This is a genomic window from Nonomuraea sp. MG754425 (assembly GCF_021699195.1).
Classification (GTDB): Bacteria; Actinomycetota; Actinomycetes; order Streptosporangiales; family Streptosporangiaceae; genus Nonomuraea.
Genome location: NZ_SSXE01000538.1, coordinates 1 through 364, shown reverse-complemented (window position 1 = coordinate 364; position 364 = coordinate 1). Strand labels below are relative to the sequence as shown.

At 68.7% G+C, this 364-nt stretch carries 1 protein-coding gene; it reads left to right on the top strand.

Annotated features, from left to right (window positions below; translation table 11 throughout):
• Entirely contained in the window at positions 1 to 138 is a 138-nt protein-coding gene (locus FAF44_RS53865; protein WP_237111214.1) for a DUF1918 domain-containing protein, read from the top strand.
• Positions 139 to 364: the final 226 nt, after the last annotated feature.

Here is a 364-nt window from a genome sequence, read left to right as displayed (position 1 = left end):
ATCCGGCGTGAGGGGCTCATCGTCGAGGTGAGCCACGCCGACGGCTCACCGCCCTATCTGGTGCGCTGGCTCGACGACGGGCACGAAAGCCTCGTCTTCCCCGGCCCGGACTCGCGGATCGTCCAGGCCGCCCGATGACCGGCCGGCCGGGCGTCTGAGGCCGTCCGGCCGGTGTCGTGCCGGGCCAAGATTCGGCAGGGAAGGTGAAAGTTCCCGGCTTGGCTCGCATGACCTGCGGTGATTTGCCAAGGGTGAGCGGGTGGGGGAGACGCTGGGTGTGGTCGTCGGTTATGACGGCTCTGATCATGCGATGCAGGCGTTGGACTGGGCGATGGACGAGGCCGAGTTCCGGCGGTTGCCGCTC